This is a genomic window from Agromyces kandeliae (assembly GCF_009674665.1).
GTDB lineage: Bacteria > Actinomycetota > Actinomycetes > Actinomycetales > Microbacteriaceae > Agromyces > Agromyces kandeliae.
The window spans coordinates 18,109-34,944 of sequence record NZ_WKJD01000019.1 but is presented as its reverse complement, the minus strand read 5'-3'; the positions used below and the strand labels follow the sequence as shown (position 1 = coordinate 34,944).

14 protein-coding genes and 1 tRNA gene are annotated in these 16,836 nt (G+C 73.0%); 10 read left to right on the top strand and 5 right to left on the bottom strand.

All coding sequences use genetic code 11. From position 1 onward, the window contains the following. The first annotated feature begins 87 nt into the window (after window positions 1-87). A complete protein-coding gene (locus GJR97_RS18835) occupies window positions 88-1,173 on the top strand; it encodes a DUF998 domain-containing protein (protein ID WP_154347452.1) in 1,086 nt (361 codons plus the stop codon). Window positions 1,174-1,188: 15 nt separating this feature from the next. On the opposite strand, the gene GJR97_RS14090 is transcribed toward GJR97_RS18835, so the two are convergent. From GJR97_RS14090 to GJR97_RS14075, 4 genes are all read right to left on the bottom strand, one after another. Continuing rightward, a complete protein-coding gene (locus GJR97_RS14090) occupies window positions 1,189-4,677 on the bottom strand; it encodes an error-prone DNA polymerase (protein WP_154347451.1) in 3,489 nt (1,162 codons plus the stop codon). Continuing rightward, window positions 4,677-6,251: a DNA polymerase Y family protein gene (locus GJR97_RS14085; protein WP_324613512.1), complete on the bottom strand. Its 1,575-nt coding sequence runs from the start codon at window positions 6,249-6,251 to the stop codon at window positions 4,677-4,679. The genes GJR97_RS14090 and GJR97_RS14085 overlap by 1 nt, the downstream gene beginning before the upstream one ends. Beyond that, window positions 6,248-7,090 carry a hypothetical protein gene (locus tag GJR97_RS14080; protein ID WP_154347450.1) on the bottom strand — a complete coding sequence of 281 codons (843 nt, stop codon included), beginning with the start codon at window positions 7,088-7,090 and terminating at the stop codon, window positions 6,248-6,250. Before GJR97_RS14080 ends, GJR97_RS14085 begins: the two co-directional genes overlap by 4 nt. Before the next feature lie 263 nt (window positions 7,091-7,353). Then, window positions 7,354-7,437 (bottom strand) — tRNA-Leu (locus GJR97_RS14075). A 186-nt stretch (window positions 7,438-7,623) separates the two neighbouring features. On the opposite strand from GJR97_RS14075, the gene GJR97_RS14070 reads away from it, so the two are divergent. Next, a complete protein-coding gene (locus tag GJR97_RS14070; protein WP_154347449.1) occupies window positions 7,624-8,952 on the top strand; it encodes a M20/M25/M40 family metallo-hydrolase in 1,329 nt (442 codons plus the stop codon). A 70-nt stretch (window positions 8,953-9,022) separates the two neighbouring features. Beyond that, entirely contained in the window at window positions 9,023-9,844 is an 822-nt protein-coding gene (locus GJR97_RS14065) for an undecaprenyl-diphosphate phosphatase (protein ID WP_154347448.1), read from the top strand. Between the two features lie 78 nt (window positions 9,845-9,922). Here the strand turns inward: GJR97_RS14065 and GJR97_RS14060 are convergent, their stop codons facing one another. Beyond that, window positions 9,923-10,834: a PAC2 family protein gene (locus GJR97_RS14060; RefSeq protein WP_324613511.1), complete on the bottom strand. Its 912-nt coding sequence runs from the start codon at window positions 10,832-10,834 to the stop codon at window positions 9,923-9,925. Between the two features lie 77 nt (window positions 10,835-10,911). On the opposite strand from GJR97_RS14060, the gene GJR97_RS14055 reads away from it, so the two are divergent. From GJR97_RS14055 to tatC, 7 genes are all read left to right on the top strand, one after another. Next, window positions 10,912-11,586, top strand: coding sequence for an HAD family hydrolase (locus GJR97_RS14055; protein ID WP_324613510.1), 675 nt, complete (start codon window positions 10,912-10,914; stop codon window positions 11,584-11,586). Continuing rightward, the gene (locus tag GJR97_RS14050) at window positions 11,583-12,599 is read left to right on the top strand and encodes a tRNA (adenine-N1)-methyltransferase (protein ID WP_324613509.1); all 1,017 of its coding nucleotides are present in this window, start codon (window positions 11,583-11,585) and stop codon (window positions 12,597-12,599) included. The genes GJR97_RS14055 and GJR97_RS14050 overlap by 4 nt, the downstream gene beginning before the upstream one ends. Window positions 12,600-12,639: 40 nt before the next feature. Beyond that, on the top strand, window positions 12,640-13,584 hold the full coding sequence (locus GJR97_RS14045; protein ID WP_324613508.1) for an FKBP-type peptidyl-prolyl cis-trans isomerase: 945 nt from the start codon (window positions 12,640-12,642) through the stop codon (window positions 13,582-13,584). A 49-nt stretch (window positions 13,585-13,633) separates the two neighbouring features. Continuing rightward, entirely contained in the window at window positions 13,634-14,653 is a 1,020-nt protein-coding gene (locus GJR97_RS14040) for a helix-turn-helix transcriptional regulator (RefSeq protein ID WP_324613507.1), read from the top strand. Continuing rightward, window positions 14,650-15,669, top strand: coding sequence for a helix-turn-helix transcriptional regulator (locus GJR97_RS14035; RefSeq protein WP_154347444.1), 1,020 nt, complete (start codon window positions 14,650-14,652; stop codon window positions 15,667-15,669). Before GJR97_RS14040 ends, GJR97_RS14035 begins: the two co-directional genes overlap by 4 nt. Window positions 15,670-15,732: 63 nt before the next feature. After that, window positions 15,733-16,020: a twin-arginine translocase TatA/TatE family subunit gene (gene tatA, locus GJR97_RS14030; protein WP_154347443.1), complete on the top strand. Its 288-nt coding sequence runs from the start codon at window positions 15,733-15,735 to the stop codon at window positions 16,018-16,020. A 50-nt stretch (window positions 16,021-16,070) separates the two neighbouring features. Next, a complete protein-coding gene (gene tatC / locus GJR97_RS14025; RefSeq protein ID WP_154347687.1) occupies window positions 16,071-16,835 on the top strand; it encodes a twin-arginine translocase subunit TatC in 765 nt (254 codons plus the stop codon). The last annotated feature ends 1 nt before the right edge of the window (window position 16,836 follow it).

The window sequence follows — 16,836 nt, the reverse complement described above, 5'->3', positions numbered from 1 at the left end:
CCGTGGCCATCAGAGCACGAGGCCGGCCCCGGTCGCCGTACGATGCGGCGCCGCCCGGGACGGCTTCGCCGGCGAGGGGAGCGAGTCGTGCCGACCGACCGCAGTGCGGGCCTGAAGCGGCTCCTCGGAACCGGCGAGCGCTCGCTGGAGTCCCTCGCCCTCGCCGCGGGCGCCGTCTCGTTCGCTGCGGTGGGGCTGATCGCGATCCCGGTGTTCGGGCTGGGCGACGCGCCGATCTCCGGACGCGGCTCGATCGGCGAGTACGCCGCCGTCGCGAGCGGCGTCGTCGCGATCGTCGTGTTCGCCGCCGGGAGGGCGATCGTCGCCGGGCGCGAGGGCGGCGGGCGGATGCGGCCGATGGACGTGCTCGACGTCGTCGCGCTCGCCATCGCGCACGGCGTGATCGCCCTGCTCACGTGGACCCTGCTGGCCGACATCCTCGAGCGCGCGTTCATCGGCGCACCGGTGTTCGCCGTTCCGCTGCTCGTCATCGCGGGCTCCGCCGGTGCCGTCACGGCCTACGTCGTGTTCTCGTCGGCGACGCACATGGACCTCCTGCTGCTCGCGATCGTCCTGGCGGTGTTCCTCGTCGAGGGCATGCTCGCGAGCATGCTGACCGCCTCCGACCCGCACTGGTGGGCCGAGCACCTGAGTGCGCTCGGCATGACGGACGACCTGTCGGCCCGGGCGTTCAACCTGACGCTCATCGTCGCCGGCTTCCTCGTGACCACGCTCGCCCGTGCCGCGACGACGACCGTCACCACGTCGCATCCGCACGGGCGGCGCAACGTGCGCGTCTGCCTCGTGCTCATCGGGGTGCTCCTCGCATGCGTCGGGATCTTCCCCGTCGACACCCACTTCTGGATCCACACGGTCGCGGCATCCGGGATGGCGGTGACGTTCTTCGTGCTGGTCGTCGCACTGCGGCGCTGGATCCCGGGCACGTCGCGGACGTTCCTGGTCGTCGGCTGGTCGTTCATGGCCGTCGTCGTCCTGTTGGCCGTGTACTTCATCGTCGGCCTGTACACGCTCACCGCAGTCGAGCTCGTCGCGGGCATCCTCGTCTTCACGTGGATCATCCTGTTCATCCGCAATGTCGCGGCGCTCGGGGCGGACGCCCGCCCGAGCGGCACGGCCGGGGCCGTGCCGGAGGCGCGTCTCCAGCCGCGATGAGGATCGGCCGCGGGGTCAGCGGAAGTCGCGGGACCGGTTGGTGGTCGACACGGTCAACGGCTCGAACCGGTCCGCGACGAGGTTGACCACGCCCTCGCGCGAGCGCTCCAGGATCCCGCGGACCACCATCGCCGGCGCCTCGCGCGCGATCCGGCGGTACCGCGACCACACGCCCACGCTTGCGATCACGTTGAGCGTGCCGGATTCGTCCTCGAGGTTCATGAATGTGATGCCGCTCGCGGTCGCCGGTCGTTGCCGGTGCGTGACGACGCCACCCACCTCGATGCGTCGCCCCGACTCGGCACCCCAAAGCCGATCGATGCGAACCACGCCGCGCGCGTCGAGCCGGTCGCGCACGTGCCGGATGGGGTGGTCGTCGGGCGAGATGCCCGTCGCCCACAGGTCGTAGACGACCTGCTCGGCGTCGTTCAGCAGGGGCAGCAGCGGCGGCTGCACGACGACGACCGCGCCGGGCAGGTAGTCGGCACGGTCCTGCGCGGCCTCGCCCGCGAGCCACAGGGCCTGCCGTGGCCGCAGGTCGAAGCACTCGAACGCCCCCGCCGCGGCGAGCGCCTCGAGTTGCGTCGCATCGAGGTCGGCGCGACGGGAGAGGTCGGCCATGTCGCGATACGGGCCGTGCGCGTCGCGCTCGGCGACGATGCGCTCGGCGACCTTCGCCCCGATCGAGGTGACGTCGGCGAGTCCCAGGCGCACCGCGAACGCACCGTCGCGGCGATGCTCGGTCGAGCGGTCGGGCGCCTCGCGATCGAACGGCCCGACCGGCGGCTGGGCGGCGTGGGCGCAGTCCCGCCTGCCGGTGGGGCGACGGATGCCGCGCGCCCCCGCCGCGGCATCCGTCGCCGTCGCCTCGGCGCCGCCGTCAGCGCCGGCCGCACCGCTCCGCCCGACCGCCTCGAGCCCCGCGTGCACGCCCGAGCGTGCGAGGTCGGGCCGGAGCAGCTCGACGCCGTGCCGCCGCGCGTCGGCGGTGAGCGTGTGCGGCGAGTAGAAGCCCATCGGCTGGGCGCGCAGCAGCGCCGCCAGGAACGCCGCGGGGTAGTGCAGCTTCAGCCACGAGCTCGCGTAGACGAGCAGCCCGAAGCTGATGGCGTGGCTCTCGGCGAACCCGAAGTTCGCGAACGCCTCGATCTTCTCGTAGATCGCGTCGGCGGTCTCGGGGTCGATGCCGTTGCGCGCCATCCCGGCGTAGAGCTTCGCGCGCAGCCGCTCGATCTTCTCGACGCCCCGCTTGGAGCCCATCGCCCGACGCAGCAGGTCGGCGTCGGCCGCGTCGCAGTCGCCCACCGCGACGGCCATCTGCATGAGCTGCTCCTGGAAGAGCGGCACCCCGAGCGTGCGCCGCAGCACGGGCTCGAGCTTCGGGTGCAGGTAGGACACCTGCTCCTCGCCCGTGCGGCGGCGGATGTAGGGGTGCACCGCACCGCCCTGCACCGGCCCCGGACGGATGAGCGCGATCTCGACGACGAGGTCGTAGAAGCAGCGCGGTTGCAGCCGGGGGAGCGTGCCCATCTGCGCGCGCGACTCGACCTGGAACACCCCGATGGAGTCGGCGCGGCACAGCATGTCGTAGACCGCCGGCTCCTCCTTCGGGATCGTCGCGAGCTCCCACTCCTCGCCCGTGTGCTCGCGGACGAGGTCGAACGTGTACTGCAGCGCGGCGAGCATGCCGAGCCCGAGCAGGTCGAACTTCACCAGGCCCATCCAGGCGCAGTCGTCCTTGTCCCACTGCAGCACCGTCCGGTTCTCCATGCGCGCGTGCTCGATGGGGCACACCTCGCCCACGGGGCGATCGGTGAGCACCATGCCGCCCGAGTGGATGCCGAGGTGCCGCGGGAAGGTCAGCAGCTGCTCGGCGAGCTCGACGACCGACTCGGGGATGTCGTGCTCGTCGGTCTCGACGACCGAACCCCAGCGTTCGACCTGACGCGACCACGCGTCCTGCTGCCCGGTCGAGTAGCCGAGCGCCTTCGCCATGTCGCGCACCGCGCCCTTCGGCCGATAGCTGATCACGTTCGCGACCTGCGCGGCGTTGTGCCGCCCGTACCTGCCGTAGACGTACTGGATGATCTCCTCGCGGCGGTCGGAGTCGAAGTCGACGTCGATGTCGGGCTCCTCGTCGCGCAGCGACGACAGGAACCGCTCGAACGGCAGCTCGTAGTAGATCGAGTCGACCCCGGTGATGTCGAGCACGTAGCAGACGGCCGAGTTCGCGGCCGACCCGCGGCCCTGGCAGAGGATGCCGCGGCGGCGGGCCTCCTGCACCAGGTCGTGCACGATGAGGAAGTACCCCGGGAAGTCCTTCTGCTCGATCACGTCGAGCTCCTTCGCGAGGCGCTCGCGCACGTGGTCGGGCACGCCCGGGTAGCGCCGCTCGGCCCCCCGCCACGCGAGCTCGCGCAGCCACGACATGGGCGTGTGGCCCTCGGGCACCTCCTGCCGCGGCAGGCGCGGACGCGCGCTCCGCAGCCGGAACGACAGGTCGCGCGCGAGCGTCACCGAGTGCTCGACGGCGCCGGGGTGGCGCTCGAAGCGCGCGAGCATCTCGGCGCCCGCGCGCAGGTGCAGGCCGTCGGTCGCCGGAAGCCACCCGTCGAGCTCGTCGAGGCTGCGCCGCGCCCGCACCGCCGCGAGCGCGGAGGCGAGCCGATGCTCGCGGGGCGTCGCGTAGTGGACCGCGTTCGTCGCGAGCACCGGCACGCGCGCACGGCCGGCGAGCGCGGCGAGCGCGTCGTTGCGGACCTGGTCGAGCGGGTCGCCGTGGTCGGTGAGCTCGACGACGACGTGGTCGCGGCCGAACAGCGCGACCAGCCGGTCGAGCTCGCGCCATGCGGCATCCGCCCCGCCCTCGCCCGCGAGCGCCCGGCGCACCGCGCCCTTGCGACACCCCGTCGAGACGACCCAGTGCCCGTCGGCGCGCGCCGCCAGGTCGTCGAGGTCGTAGACCGGACGGCCCTTCTCGCCGCCCGCGAGCTGGCCGGCGGTGATCGCCGACGCGAGCCGGTGGTACCCCTCCTCGCGCGCGGCGAGCACGAGCAGGTGGTCGCCCTCGGGGTCGGCGGCGCCCATCTGCGGCTCGCTGAGCCCGAACGAGAGCTCGGCGCCGTACACGGTCTCGAGCTCCGGGTACGCCTCGGCGGCCTCGGCGAAGCGCACGATGCCGTAGAAGCCGTCGTGGTCGGTGATCGCGATGCCGGTGAGCCCCAGCCGGTGCGCCTCCTCGACGAGCTTCTCGGGACCCGACGCCCCGTCGAGGAAGCTGAACGTCGAGTGCGCGTGCAGCTCGGCGTACGGGACGACGGGCCCGGTCGGCCGCTCGTCGGCCTCCGGCGGCCGGTACGGATGCCGCTTCCGGCTCCAGGCCGGGCTGTCGCCGCCGTCGCCCATCACCTTGGAGCGACCGGCGGACGCGCCGCCCGGACGCTGCCGGTCGGAGAGCCGCCGCTCGAGCTCGGACCACGGGATCTCGGGGTTGTTCCAGCCCATCAGTCGTACCTCGCCTCGGCCCACCAGCCGTCCGCGTCGCGGACCAGCAGCCACGCGCAGCCGTCGTGGTCGACCACCTGGAAGCGGTGCACCCGGCGGGCGCGCTCCGCGTCCCACCAGCGTTCGACGACCGGCCACGGGCCCGCCCACGCCCGCACGGGCGATGGCCGCCCACCGCCGACCGCGAACGAGGCCGGCGCCGCGGAGATCGCCCCGCGCGCATCGACCGCCACGGGTGCGGCCTCGGCGTCGACGAGCGCGACCGGCAGCCGCTCGCGGAACACGCTCGCGGGCGCGAGCGCAGGCAGGCTCCCCGGCCAGGGCGCTTCCGCCGCGACCCGCTCGGGGGCGCGATCGCCCCACGGCACGAGCACCTGACGGTCGGCCAGCATGCGCCCGCCGCCGATCGCCGCCGTGACCACGCCCTCGTGCCCGAGCATGCTCTGCACGCGCGTGAGCCCGTGGTGCACGCGCTCGTCGGGTCCGCCGCCCCAGAGCCCCTCCTCGTGGTTGCCGGTCGAGTCGACCCGCTCGGGCACGATCCGCAGGCGCACGATCGCGGACTCGAGCCCTGTGTCGGCCGTGCCGGACCCCTGCAGCTGCCACCGCACGCGGTCGACCACGTCGGCCGGCGTGAACCAGTGCGGGTGCAGCCAGCTCCGGCTCGAGTGGCCACCGCGCTCGTCGTCGAGTTCGACCCGGATGCCCGTGCACACGAGCCGCACGGCCCGCATCCGCTCGATGAACTCCTCGGCCCGCACGCGGAACGCGAACGCGAGTTGGTCGACGCGCTCGAGCGGGGGCTCGAAGTGCTGCTCCACCTCGAAGTCGGGCGGGGGAGTCCGCGGCGCCACGCGCGACTGCTCCCGCCCGGCGGCCCGATCGTGCGCGAACGCGCCGGCCGCGCCGAAGCGCCGCCGCACGTCCTCTTCGGGCAGTGCCGCGAACTCGCCGAGCGTGCGCACGCCCAGCCGGTGGAGCAGGGTCGCGGTGCGGCCGTCGGCCACGAGCGAGACCGGCAGTGGCGCCAGGAACCGCGCCGACGCGCCGGGAGGCACCGCGAGCACCGCGCCCGGTGCGGGCGAAGCGCCCTCAGCATGCGCGGCGCCCGCTGCCCGCGCCGCCTGCTCGGCGGCGAACGGCCCGTCGGCGACGCCCACGCGTGCCCCCACGACCCCCAGCCCCGCGGCGGCCTCGAGGAGCGCCCGCGCCGCGGCATCCTCACCGCCGTAGTACCTGACCGGACCGCGCGCCCGCATCGCCAGCGTGCCGGGCCGCAGGACCTGCACGCCGGGCACGATCGCCTCGATGCCCCGCACGACCGGCTCGAACGCGCGGTGGTCGAGCGCGGCGTCGTACTCCAGCACCGCGAGCGCGGTCGAGCGGTACTGCGCCTCGCGCAACCGCAGCCCCCGCGCCACGCCGTCGCGCCGGGCCGCTGGCGAGCAGGAGTGCACGAGCCCCTTCTCGGTGAGCGCGACCGGCAGCGCGGGGTCGATGCCGTGCTCGCGGCACGCCGCGAGCACGGGCCAGTCGGGGCACCAGAGCACGATGGTGCGCACGCCCGTGCTCACGACGCCCTCGCCGTGAACTCGGGTCGGTGCACGATGCCGTGCGCGGATGCCGCGTCCGCGGCATCCGCCCCGACCCCCTCGGGTGCGACCTCCGGCTCATCGTCGCCGCTGCCGGCATCGACGGCGCGGATCGCGGACGGCGCGCCCGCCTCCTCGATCGCGGCGAACCCGAGGTCGCCCCCCGGCAGCCGCAGCCGCCGCCGGGCGCCGCGCCCGACCTCGCCGCGCCCGGTGACCCGCACCACGACCTCGCGCTCGGCGAGGTGCCCGTGCCCGTGCCCGAGGCCGGTCCAGTCGCTCCGCTCGAGTTCGAGCCGGGCGTCGCTGCCCGGCCAGCCGCCGTCGACGAGGAGCAGTGCGCCGCGCTGGCGCAGCCGTGCCGCGAACCGCGATGCCTCGGCCGGGGCGAGCCGACCCGCGGGCCGCACGGCGACCACGGGGATCACGTCGGCGAGCGCCGCGGCGACCGTCAGCCACTGACGGCCGGGATCGGGCACGAGCACGAGCCGCTCCAGGTCGATCCCGAACCGCGCCGCCGCCTCGACGCCGAACTCGGGGATGCCCGAGACCGCGACCCAGCGACCGCTCCGCGACGGCCCGGCGAGCGCGGCCATGAGCAGCGTGATCGAGCCCTCGACCTGCACGACCGCGCCCTCGCGCAGCGCGCCGCCCGGCAGCACGCTCGCGAGCGCCGGGTGGGTGGGCACGGCCCGCGTGTCGAGCCTCGTGGCCTGCATGCCGCGGATGCGGGCCTGCAGATCCTCGACCCGCTCGAGCCGTGCGGCGGGCGCCGACTCGGGGGCGATCGCGCCGTCGGGCGCGGGTCGGGGAGCGATCATCGTCACCCCTCAATGTTCGAACACATGTTCGAATGTGGCAAGTCGGGGATGCCACGCGTCCACGCCCCCGAGCGGGGGTCGTGTCGGCGGCGCGGCGGCACACCGGAGCCCACGGGAGGAAGTTCCGGCGGCTCGCCGGTGTGTCCCGGCGCGACGCGCCGCGCGGCCCGCGGAACATCCTCCCGTTCGCGGCGCGACCGGCGGGGAGCGTGCGTTAAACGCGAGAAGGCCGGATCCGAAGATCCGGCCTTCTCGACAACGCGTGCGCGAGGGGGGACTTGAACCCCCACGCCCGTTAGGGCACTAGCACCTCAAGCTAGCGCGTCTGCCATTTCCGCCACCCGCGCGTTGTCTCGGCCTCCGATCGCTCAGCGGCCGTAGAAGACACTAGCACGGTTTGCGGGGGCCCCAGACCACTCGGCACCCCTGGGCGACCACGGGTGGAGGACGGGGCAGGTCAGGCGCGGAAAGCCGGATTTCCGAGGCATCCGTCGCCACCCGCGAAGCCGAGGCCGCGCGATAGCGTGGACCGCATGGCCGAGACGCTCCCGACGAACCCCGAGCCCCAGCCCGAGCTCGACGAGACCGCGCTCATCGCGCGCGACCTCATCCGATTCGACACCACGAACCACGGCGAGGGCCGCTCGAACGGCGAGCGAGAGGCCGCGGAGTACGTCGAGGCGCGCCTGCGCGCGATGGGCCTCGAGCCGGTCGTGCACGAGTCCGCGCCGCGTCGCGCCAACGTCGTCGCACGCGTCCCGGGTGCGAACCCCGACAAGCCCGCGCTCGTCCTCCACGGCCACCTCGACGTCGTGCCCGCCGACCCCCGGAACTGGAGCGTCGACCCGTTCGCGGGCGAGATCCGCGACGGCATGCTGTGGGGGCGCGGCGCCGTGGACATGAAGGACATGGACGCCATGATCCTCACCGCGGTCGGCGACATCCTCGCCGAGGGGCGCCTCCCCGAGCGCGAGCTGATCCTGGGCTTCTTCGCCGACGAGGAGGCGGGGGGACTGTACGGCGCGAGCTGGCTCGTCGACGAGCACCCGGAGCTCTTCGCCGGCGCGACCGAGGCGATCAGCGAGGTCGGCGGGTACTCGATCACGGTCGGCGGAAAGCGCGCGTACCTCCTGCAGACCGGCGAGAAGTCGCTCGTCTGGGTGCGGCTCGTCGCGCACGGCACGGCCGCCCACGGCTCGAGGCTCGTCCGCGACAACGCGGTCACGAAGCTCGCCGAGGCGATCGCGCGCATCGGCCGACGCGAATGGCCGATCCGGCTGACGGGCACGACCCGAGAGCTGCTCGCCGCGATCGCCGGCGCACTCGGCGTCGACCCCGAGCAGGCCTCGCCCGACGAGCTGGCGCTCGCCACGGGGTCGGCCTCGGGATTCATCACGGCGACCCTCCGCACGACGTCGAACCCGACGCTGCTGCAGGCCGGATACAAGCACAACGTCATCCCCGACCGCGCGGAGGCGCTCATCGACATCCGCACGCTGCCGGGGGAGGAGGACGCGGTCCTCGCCGAGATCGGCGAGCTCCTCGGGCCCGACGTCGAGCTCGAGATCGTTCACCGCGACGTCGGCCTCGAGGCGCCCACGCACGGCCCGCTCGTCGACGCCGTCACGCACGCCCTGCACGCGCACGACCCCGAGGCGGCGGTCTTCCCGTACCTGCTCAGCGGGGGCACCGACAACAAGGCACTGTCGCGGCTCGGCGTCTCGGGCTACGGCTTCGCGCCGCTCCGGCTGCCCGACGGCCTCGACTTCCCTGCGATGTTCCACGGCGTCGACGAACGCGTGCCGCTCGACGCACTAGTCTTCGGTAGGCGGGTCCTGCGGGACCTGCTCCTGGCGTACTGATCGCGCCCACCCGTTCCCGACCACGACGGTCCCGTGCCCTTCGCGTCGAGGGGCGGAAGGCGATGCCCCCTTGTTCGAAGCCCTGATCCTCGGCCTCGTGCAGGGACTCACCGAGTTCCTGCCGATCTCCTCGAGCGCGCACCTGCGCATCCTCGGTGAGTTCCTGCCCAACGCGGCGGACCCGGGCGCGGCCTTCACCGCGATCACGCAGCTCGGCACCGAGGCCGCGGTCGTCGTGTTCTTCTGGCGCGACATCGTCCGGATCATCCGCCAGTGGTTCGGTGCGCTGCTCGGCCGTGTTCCGCGCAACGACCCCGATGCGCGCATGGGCTGGCTGATCATCATCGGCTCCATCCCGATCGTCGTCCTCGGCCTGCTGTTCCAGGACCAGATCGAGACGGTCTTCCGCTCGCTCTACGTCGTCGCGACGATGCTCATCGTGTTCGGCATCGTCCTCGGCCTCGCCGACTGGGCGGGCGCCAAGCGCCGCAAGCTCGACGACCTGACGTACCCGCACGGCGTCTACTTCGGGCTCGCCCAGTCGCTCGCGCTCATCCCGGGCGTCTCGCGCTCGGGAGGGACGATCACGATGGGCCTCCTGCTCGGCTACGAGCGCGCGGCCGCGGCGCGGTACGCGTTCCTCCTCGCGATCCCGGCGGTGTTCGGGTCGGGCTTCTACCAGCTCTTCAAGAGCTGGGGCGAGCCGGCCGTGTACGGCCCACTGGAGACCGCCGCCGCGACCGTCGTGGCGTTCGTCGTCGCGATCCTGGTGATCGCGTTCTTCATGAAGTGGATCTCGCGGCACAGCTTCCTGCCGTTCGTGATCTACCGCATCGCGCTCGGCACGACCGTGTTCGTGCTGCTCGGCGCGGGCGTCCTCGAGCCGTTCTGATCCGCGCGCGGTCGAGGCGGGCGAGCGCGAGCGACCCGACCGGGGCCCGGCCGCGATCGGGCGAGCGGATGCCGCGCGTCAGCCGCCGTCGCGCGGCCGCCACGGGCCGCCGCCGGGCTGGTCCCCGCGCCGGCGGAGGTAGCGTTCGAACTCCTGGGCGATCGCCTCGCCGGACGCCTCGGGCGCGTCGACCGCGTCGCGGGCCTGCTCCAGCTGGGTGATGTACCCGGCCATCTCCTCGTCGTCGGCGGCGAGGGCGTCGACGCTCGACTCCCACGCCTTCGCCTCGTCCTCGAGCGAGCCGCGCGGGATGCTGAGCCCGGTGAGTTCCTCGACCTTGCCGAGCAGCGCGAGCACGGCCTTCGGCGACGGGGCGTTGTGCACGTAGTGCGGCACCGACGCCCAGAGCGACACCGTGGGGATGCCGACGCGCTCGGCCTGGTCGGCGATGACGCTGAGGATGCCGACCGGCCCCTCGTAGGTCGAGCGGTCGACGCCGAGCGCGGCGCGCACCTCGGGGTTCTCGCTCGAAGCGAAGACGGAGAGCGGGCGCGTGTGGGGCGCGTCGGCGAGCATCGCGCCGAGGAGCACGATGCCCTCGATGTCGGCGGTGAGCGCGGCGTCGATGAGCTCGGCGGCGAAGCCCTTCCAGGTTCGCGCGGGTTCCGCGCCGAGGAGGACGTGCAGCCGATCGGCCCCGGGCCCCGTGACCACCTCGTCGTCGTCGTCGGGGCGCGGTTCGCCGCTCGGGCCGAGGATCGCGGCGCCGGGCCAGCTCAGTCGACGCGTGCCGTCGGGTGCGGACTCGATCGTGGGGCGCGTGAACTGGTAGTCGAAGTAGAGCTCGGGGTCGACGGCGGCGATCTCGACGAGACCCAGCCGTTCCGCCAGGAGCCGGGCGGCTCCGGTGGCCGCCTCACCGGCGTCGTTCCATCCTTCGAATGCCACGACGAGGAGTCGTCCGCCCTCGAACCCGGTCGGCTGCTGCACTCGGTCCGCCCCGCTTCCCGAGCCCGGAACGTCCGGACTCATGTCCACAATAGGCCGTGCCGATAGAATCGCCCGTTGTGACCAAGCGCCTGCCCGCCGCCGTCCTCTGGGACATGGACGGCACCCTCGTCGATACCGAGCCGTACTGGATGCGGGCCGAGATCGAACTCGTCACCGAGTTCGGCCGGACCTGGACGCACGAGGACGCGCTGCAGATGGTCGGCATGGGTCTCTGGGACGCCGCGGAGGTGTTCCGGCGCGCCGGCGTCGACCTCCCGGCCGACGAGATCGTCGAGCGGCTCACCGAGCGCGTGCGCGAGCAGCTCGCCCAGCACGGCGTCCCCTGGCAGCCGGGGGCGCAGGCGCTCCTGAAGCAGCTCCGCGACGCCGGGATCCCCACCGCGCTCGTGACGATGTCGATCCGCTCGATGGCGGAGGACGTCGTCGGCGCCATCCCGTTCGCCGCGTTCGACGAGCTCGTGACGGGCGACGAGGTCGCCGCGCCGAAGCCGCACCCCGAGCCCTACCTGGCCGCCGCGGGGCGCCTCGGCGTCGACATCGCGGACTGCGTCGCGATCGAGGACTCGCCGACGGGCCTCGCGTCGGCGACCGCGGCGGGCGCCGTGGCGATCGGCGTGCCCCACATGCTCGCCCTCGACGAGGCGCCCTCCGACGTGGTGTGGGACACGCTCGACGGCCGGACGCTCGACGATCTCGTGGAGGTCGCGGCGACCAAGTGGGCGCGCGCGTGAGCCGCGGCGAGGCGAGCGGGCCGTTCCGCGTCGGCGACCGAGTTCAGCTGACCGGCCCGAAGGGCCGCATGCACACGATCACGCTCGAGCCGGGCAAGGTCTTCCACTCGCACAAGGGCACGATCGCCCACGACGAGATCATCGGCCTTCCCGACGGCTCGGTCGTGGCCAACGCGGTCGGGGTCGAGTACCTGGCCCTCCGACCCCTGCTCAGCGACTTCGTCATGTCGATGCCGCGCGGTGCGGCCATCGTCTACCCGAAGGACGCCGTGCAGATCCTCGCGCAGGCCGACGTCTTCCCCGGGGCGACCGTCGTCGAGGCGGGCGTGGGCTCCGGCGCGCTGTCGCTCTGGCTGCTCCGCGCGATCGGGCCGGCGGGCCGGCTCATGTCGTTCGAGCGGCGCGAGGAGTTCGCCGACGTCGCACGAGGCAACGTCGCGACCTTCCACGGCGAGGATCCGGCCAACTGGTCGATCACCCTCGGCGACCTCGCCGAGGCGCTCCCGCAGCAGGCCGAGCCCGCCTCCGTCGATCGCGTGGTGCTCGACATGCTCGCGCCGTGGGAGTGCCTCGACGTCGTCTCGGCGGCGCTGAAGCCCGGCGGCGTCGTGCTCTGCTACGTCGCGACCGTCACGCAGCTCTCCCGGGTCGCCGAGGCGATCCGGGCGACGGGCTGGTACACCGAGCCCGTCGCGAACGAGACGATGGTGCGCGGATGGCACGTGCAGGGGCTCGCCGTGCGGCCCGACCATCGCATGATCGCGCACACCGGCTTCCTGATCACGGCGCGCCGGCTCGCGCCCGACACCATCCTCCCGGAGCTCAAGCGGCGGCCGTCGAAGACCGAGTTCAGCGATGAGGACGTCGAGGCGTGGACGCCCGGCGCGCTCGGCGAACGCAACGTCAGCGACAAGGTGCTCCGCAAGCGGGCCAGGGCGGCGGATGCCGCGGCGCGCAGTTCGCGCGGCGACATCGACGCGGACCCCACCACCGACCCCGCCGACGCCGACTAGGCTGTCTGCGCCCGTTCCACCCGAGACGAAACGAGGATCCGTGCGCCTCCCGCTCGCACTCACCGTCACCGCGACCGCCGTCGCCCTCGCCCTGACCGGCTGCGCCTCGGCGCCCGCACCGCAGGCCGAGTCCGGCGGGTCGTCCGACCTCGTCGACGTCCGGGGCGACTTCGGCGAGACGCCGCGCGTCGACTTCCCGACCCCGCTCGTGCCCGACACGACGCAGTGCACCGAGCTGATCGAGGGCACGGGCGACTACCTCGTCGACGGTCAGCAGGCGCTCGTCGGGCTCGCGGTCTACAACGGGACGACGGGCGAGGAGATCCAGGCGCCCCAGGGCTTCGGCAGCCAGGACCCGCTGCCGGTCGTGCTCGGGGCGAACACGCTGACGGGCCTGCGCACCGGGCTGAGCTGCGCGCGCGAGGGGTCGCGCGTCGCGGTCGTCATCCCGCCGGCCGACGGCTTCGGCGAGGCGGGCAACGCGGGACTCGGGATCGGCGCGGAGGACAGCCTCGTCGTCGTCTTCGACGTGCAGGAGGCGTTCCTGCCGAGGGCGAACGGAGCGCCGCGCATCACCCGTGACGGCTTCCCGGCCGTCGTCACCGCGCCCGACGGCCGGCCCGGCATCACCGTGCCGGACGACGAGCCGTTCGAGACGACCGAGGTCGAGGTCCTGAAGCAGGGTTCCGGCGAGACCGTCGAGGACGGCGACCGGGTCGTGGTGCACTACACGGGCGTGCTCTGGGACGACAACGAGGTGTTCGACTCGAGCTGGGAGAACGGCGCACCGGCGTCGTTCATCGTGAGCGAGGGCTCGGGCTCGCAGGTGATCCCGGGCTTCGCCGAGGCGCTCATCGGCCAGCAGGTCGGCTCGCAGGTCGGCGTCGTCATCGCCCCGGAGGACGGGTACGGCGACGCCGAGCAGGCCGGCATCCCCGCCGGGTCGACGCTCTTCTTCGTCATCGACATCCTCGGCGTGGTGTGAGGCCGGGCGGCGGCCGTGCCGCCGCGGGCGCTTCAGTATGATCGCTGACGTGGCGTCATCCAAGCCCGCGGGGGAGTCTCGGATCCCGGTCGAGGACCGGCTCTTCAGCCTCGTCCTCGCGCTGCTCGCGACCGAGACCGGACTGCTCAAGTCCGAGATCCTCTCGACCGTGCGCGGCTACGCGGAGCGCTACGATCCGAGCGGCGGGAACGCGAACCTCGAGCGCCAGTTCGAACGCGACAAGGACGACATCCGCGACCTCGGGATCCCGCTCGAGACGGTCGAGTCCCCGGATCGTCCCGGCGACAACCAGGCGTTGCGATACCGGATCCCGAAGGGCGAGTACGACCTGCCCGTCGACGTGCGGTTCACGCCCGACGAGCTCGCGCTCCTGGGCCTCGCGGCCGAGGTGTGGCGCGAGGCCTCGCTCTCGGCCGACTCGCAGCGCGCGCTCACGAAGCTCCGCTCGCTCGGCATCGAGCCGCGCGAACCCGTGATCGGCTACGCGCCGCGGCTTCGGGTGAGGGATGCCGCGTTCGAACCGCTCCGGCAGGCGCTCGACCGGCGGCAGCGCGTCCGCTTCCACTACCTCAAGCCCGGCGAGCAGGCGCCTCGCCTGCGCACCGTCGAGCCCTACGCGGTGGTCCTGCACGAGGGCCGCTGGCACCTCCACGGGCGGGACGTCGACGCGGCGGCGCCGCGCACGTTCCTCCTCTCGCGGATCGTGGGCGACGTGAAGGCGCTGACCGGAGCGCCGTTCGACGCGCCGCCTGCCGACGTGCAGGATCGCGTCCTCGCCGACCTCCAGGCGCTGCGGCTCGCCAACACGGCCGACCTCGTGGTGAGCGCCGGGTCCGATGCGGAGGTGCGGCTCGGCAAGCGTGCCGTCGAGGTCGACGACGACGCCGGAGTCATCCGCCTGCACTACACCGACGAGGTCGTCTTCGCCGACGAGCTCGCCTCGTACGGTCCGGAGGTGCGCGTCATCGCACCCGATTCGCTGCGGGACGCCGTGCGGACGCGACTCGCGACGGTCGCCGCCGCGCACCGCACGGGAGGCGCCGCATGAGCGCTCGCCCGTCGCGGCGGCCCGCGGGGCTGCGCGCGCCCGACAAGCTCGTCTTCCTGCTCTCGCTCGTGCCGTACCTGCTCGAGCAGCGTGTCGTGGACGTCGCCGACGCGGCCGCCCACTTCGGCGTCGGCGAGCAGGAGATCCGGGACGCGGTGATGCTCATCGCGACGTCCGGGCTGCCCGGTGCGACCGGGACCTACCAGCCGAACGACCTCTTCGACATCGACTGGGACGCGTTCGAGGACGACGACGTCATCGTCATCGTCCATCACGTCGCGATCGACGACGCCCCGAAGCTCTCCGCCCGTGAGGCCGCCGCGCTCATCGCGGGCCTCCGCTACCTCTCCGCGGCGCCCGAGAACGCCGACAGCGCATCGCTCGCCGCGCTCACCGAGAAGCTCCGGGCGGGCGCCTCGGGCGAGCCGAGCCGCATCGCGGTCGCCGAGGAGGCCGTCGACGCGACCCTCGCCGAGGTGCGCCGGGCCGTGGCATCCGGCCGCAGGCTCGAGTTCGACTACCTGAACGCGCGTGGGGAGCACCGGCGCCGTCGGGTCGACCCCCTCCGGATCGCGTCGCTCGGCGCCGACTGGTACCTGCAGGCCTACGACCAGCACCGCGAGGACGTCCGCAACTTCCGGATCGACCGGATGAGCGGGCTCAGCATCACCGACGAGCCGATCGGCGACCACACGGGCCGGGTCATCCCCGAGACCCTCTTCCAGGCGTCGCCGGACGATCTCGAGATCGTCGTGGACGTCGCGCCCGAGAGCCTGCCTCTGCTCGCCGACTACCTCGCGGACTCCACGTCGACCGAGGTGGACGGACGACTGCGCGTGACCCTGCGCCTCGCGCACGTGCACGGGCTGAAGCGCCTCGTCACGGGTCTGCCCGGTCTCGTGACGGTCGTCGCCCCGAAGGAGGCCCGCGAGGTCGTTGCCGCGTGGGCGGAGGCCGGTCTCGCGGCCTATCCGGACGACCTGTCCGATCGTGACCCGATCGAAGCAGAGGTGTGAGGCTCGCCCCTCTCACGAGCAGGTAGACTGGCCGCACCATCCCGCCAGAATGGACGAGCACCTATGTTTGGAAACGCCTTCACCGGTTGGCACGCGCTGATCATCCTCTTGGTGATCCTGCTGCTGTTCGGTGCGCCGAAGCTTCCCGCGCTCGCGCGGAGCCTGGGCCAGTCGATGAAGATCCTCAAGAACGAGGTCCGCTCCGACGGAGACGACGCCGACGCCGAAGCCAAGGACGGCGCTGCGGCGAGCACCGAGGCCCCGGCCTCGACGACCACGTCGACGCCCGCGTCGACGACGCCCGCCCAGGTCGAGCAGCCGAAGCGCGCGGACTCCGGCCCGAGCGCCTGAGCCGCATGACCGCGGTGAAGGATCGCGGGGAGAAGAACCGCGAGAAGCGGATGTCGCTCGGCGCGCACCTCGTCGAGCTGCGCAAGCGCCTCTTCCGTTCCGCGATCGCCATCGTCATCGGCATGGTCGCGGGCTGGTGGCTGACGGACGCGTTCGTGTGGCAGGCGATCCAGGAGCCGGTCAACCTCGTGGTCGAGGCGCAGCAGGGCACCGACGCCGCGTCGACGGGCATCATCTTCCCGACGATCTCCAGTGCGTTCGACCTCCGCCTGCAGATCGCGTTCACGCTCGGCATCGTGATCTCGGCCCCGGTCTGGCTCTACCAGGTCTTCGCCTTCCTGGTCCCGGGCCTGAACACGCGCGAGCGCAAGTACACCTTCGCGTTCTTCGCGACGGCGATCCCGCTCTTCTTCGCCGGCTGCGCAGCCGGCTGGTTCGTGCTTCCCAACATCGTGAAGCTCATGACCGGGTTCGTCCCGGAGGGCGCCGAGACGCTCCTGACGGCGAAGGAGTACATCGACTTCGTGCTGAAGCTCGTCGTCGCCATCGGCATCGCGTTCGTGGTGCCGGTGTTCATCGTGCTCCTGAACTTCGCCGGGATCCTGAGCGCTGCGTCGATCATCAAGTCGTGGCGCGTCGCGATCCTCGTGATCGTCCTGTTCACGGCGTTCGCGACGCCGTCGGCCGACATCGTCTCGATGTTCATGCTCGCGATCCCGATGATCGGGCTGTACTTCGCGGCGTACGGGCTCGCGTACCTGCACGACCGTCGCGTCGCCAAGCGCAATCAGTTGGAGTTCGGCGACGCTGTCTAGG